This is a genomic window from Kitasatospora sp. NPDC004240 (genome assembly GCF_053603215.1).
Genome location: NZ_JBSGFD010000405.1, coordinates 1 through 2828 on the forward strand (window position 1 = coordinate 1; position 2828 = coordinate 2828).

A 2828-nucleotide genomic window follows, 5' to 3' on the forward strand; every position below is an offset into this window, starting at 1 on the left:
CCGCCAACGCCAACCCCACATCGTCCGCGGCTACTTCCACGGTCCGCACGTGCGCTACACCCTCGACGAGAACCAATTGAGTTTCTGATCAATAGGTAAGAATTTCGTACCTCGGGCCCACTCATGCGCGCGTACCGCCTGACTGCGCCTGCGCGCTCTTGACGTGCCGTCACCTGCGGGTGGAACGTCGTGCAAAACCGCGCAACCGACTTGGTACGGGAGGGCATCATGACGCTACGGTTCGCCGGGGTGGACCCCAACACCGGCAAGGACGAGAGCCCGATGGTGTGGGTGGACGACGCCAAGAAGGAGCTCGTCTTCCAGGGCCTCAAGCCCGGCGAGGAGCTCCTGACGGAGATCGGCACGACCGAGTGGGTGCCCGGCCACTCCGTCGGTACCCCCGACCACGAGAACGTGACCCGCATCCCGCTGCGCATGGCGCAGATCATCAGGAAGGCGCTCGACGATGCAGAACGTGACGGCCTTCTCTGAATTGCTGGCCGGCGCCGAGCACTCCGCGGTCCACCTGGAGATGCGCGACTCCTACGGCATCGCCGGCGAAGCCGAGGAGTTCGAGCAGTTCCAGCGGACCGGCGTGCACCCGGACCTCGACCCCGAAGGCGAGGGCTGGTCCGGCTGGGTGTCGATGATCCGGGCCGCCGTCGCCCGCGGTGTCGTGGTGCGCCGCGCCCGGATCGTCTCCGAGCCTGTCACCGAGTACATCCGCTACGAGCACGCCGGGACCGTGGTCAACCTCGCGGCCGGCGAGCAGGTCCGCTGGCTGCCGCGCCGCCGGGCCTCCGACCTCGCGCTGCCCGGCAACGACTTCTGGCTGTTCGACGGGAGGATCGTCCGGTTCAACCACTTCACCGGCGACGGGGCCTCCGGAGGGCCGGAGATGTGTGAGGACCCTGCCGTCGCCAAGCTCTGCGCGGACGCGTTCGAGGCCGTCTGGGAGCGCGCCGTTCCGCACGAGCAGTACACCGTCTGACCCCGGACCGGACGACCAGCTCCATGCCCGCCTCCCCGTCCTCCAGCGCCCAGGAAGCCCGCCTGGCCGTCGCCGCACGGCTGCGCGAGATCATGCAGGACGCAGGCCTCCAGGGGCAGGAGCTGGCCGCCCGGTGCGGCTGGAACGGCGCCAAGACCTCGCGCATCATCAACGCCAGGACCGCGCCCTCGGACGCCGATATCCGCACCTGGTGCCGGGCCTGCGGCGCCGACGACCAGGCCGAGGATCTGATCGCCGCCAACCGGGCCGTGGACTCCATGTACGTCGAGTGGCGCCGCCTCACCCGCACCGGCCTGCGCCGCCTCCAGGAGTCCGCGGCACCGCTGTACGAGCGCACCCGGCACTTCCGCTCCTACTCCTCCCGCGTCGTGCCGGGTGTTCTGCAGACCGAGGCGTACGCCACCGCCCTGCTCGCCACGGTCGCCGACTTCCGCCGCACTCCCAACGACGTCGCCGAGGCCGTGAAGGCGCGCCTGGCCCGCTCCCGTGTCGTGCGCACTGGCCACCACCGCTTCGCGATCCTGGTGGAGGAGTCCGTCCTCTACTACCGCCTCGGGACCGCGGAGACGATGGCCGAGCAGCTGGAGCACCTGCTGGAGGCCATGGCGCTGCCGGCCGTCTCGCTCGGCGTCATCCCGTTCACGGCGCAGCGCACCATGTGGCCGGTGGAGACGTTCAACATCTTCGACGACGCCGAGGCCGGGGTGGAGCTGCTGTCCGCCCAGGTGACCGTCACCACGCCCAGCGAGCTCGCGCTCTACGCGAGCGCGTTCGACCGGCTCAAGGATTTCGCGGTCTACGGCGCGCAGGCGCGGGCCCTGGTCTCCCGGGCTGCTGACTCCCTGGGCTGAATTCCTGCAAACGCGTGCAAACGCGTTGAGTGTCCGGCCGGTCACTCCCTACCGTCGAACCGTCGCCCGCCGTGACGGACCGGACACCCGGCCCCGGCGGGCGAGCCGGGACCGCTGCGCCCGCCTGCCGCCGTCGGGTGGGCGCAGCCGTCACCGCCGACGAGAGAGCGGAGTCCCGCCGTGGCCGCGCACCCCATACCCCGCCCACCGGCTACGGCCGCGCCTTGGCGGCGCCGGCGGGTGCGAGGTGCCCGGTGACCACGACCGTCGAGAGCCCGACGCGGCCCCCGGTCGCCGACGCCGTCAAGGTGTTGCTGCCCTACGAGCCGCAGTCCGCCGCAGCAGGCCGGCGCCTGGTACGCACCGCGCTGTGCGGCTGGGGGCTGGAGGACCTGGTCGAGGCGGGCGAGCTGATCGTCAGCGAGCTGGTCGGCAACGCGGTTCGGACCGGCTGCCGGCGAAAGATGACGGTCACCGTCGAGCGGATCACCGAGCGGTGCGTGCGGATCAGCGTCCGGGACGGCTCCCGGGCCCTGCCGTGCCTGATCGAGGCGGGCTCGTCGGCCGAGTCGGGCCGGGGACTTGCCCCGGTCCACCGCCTGACCGGCGGGCACTGGGGCGCGAGCCTGGAGGCGCTCGGCAAGACCATCCATGCGGATCTGCGCACCCGCTCTCCTGGTCCGGGGTAAGGCCCGCCAGTGCCCCGGTGCGCCGGGGCGGCCCTCTACTCCTTCCGGGCTCCGGGAGGGCACCATCACAGCGACGACAAGGGAGGTCGGCATGGACCACGACGGAGGTCACGGCGGCGGAGGCTCGGGCGGCGGTGGCAGCGAGGGGGACGGGCACCCGGGCACCCCGTGGACGCCGCCCTCGGACCCGCCGAACCCCGACGGCAGCACGCCGCCCGGTGACGGAGGCCACCGCAAGTGACCAGCACCGCGCAGAAGGAGGGCCGCCCCGCACCG

The 2828-nt window shown here is 72.0% G+C and carries 5 protein-coding genes; all 5 read left to right on the forward strand.

The features are described 5' to 3' along the window. Window positions 1-228 precede the first annotated feature (228 nt). The 5 genes from ACWEQL_RS42000 (at window position 229) to ACWEQL_RS42020 (ending at window position 2793) form a co-directional block, all read left to right on the forward strand. Window positions 229-492: a hypothetical protein gene (locus ACWEQL_RS42000; RefSeq protein ID WP_452156824.1), complete on the forward strand. Its 264-nt coding sequence runs from the start codon at window positions 229-231 to the stop codon at window positions 490-492. Beyond that, the gene (locus ACWEQL_RS42005; protein ID WP_452156826.1) at window positions 467-991 is read left to right on the forward strand and encodes a DUF6879 family protein; all 525 of its coding nucleotides are present in this window, start codon (window positions 467-469) and stop codon (window positions 989-991) included. Before ACWEQL_RS42000 ends, ACWEQL_RS42005 begins: the two co-directional genes overlap by 26 nt. A gap of 23 nt (window positions 992-1014) precedes the next feature. Further along, complete coding sequence (locus ACWEQL_RS42010; RefSeq protein ID WP_452156828.1) at window positions 1015-1863, forward strand: helix-turn-helix domain-containing protein; 849 nt, start codon at window positions 1015-1017, stop codon at window positions 1861-1863. 254 nt (window positions 1864-2117) lie between these two features. Further along, window positions 2118-2552 (forward strand): ATP-binding protein, encoded by a 435-nt coding sequence (locus ACWEQL_RS42015; protein WP_452156830.1) that lies wholly within the window; start codon window positions 2118-2120, stop codon window positions 2550-2552. A gap of 91 nt (window positions 2553-2643) precedes the next feature. Next, a complete protein-coding gene (locus tag ACWEQL_RS42020) occupies window positions 2644-2793 on the forward strand; it encodes a hypothetical protein (RefSeq protein ID WP_452156832.1) in 150 nt (49 codons plus the stop codon). Window positions 2794-2828: the final 35 nt, after the last annotated feature.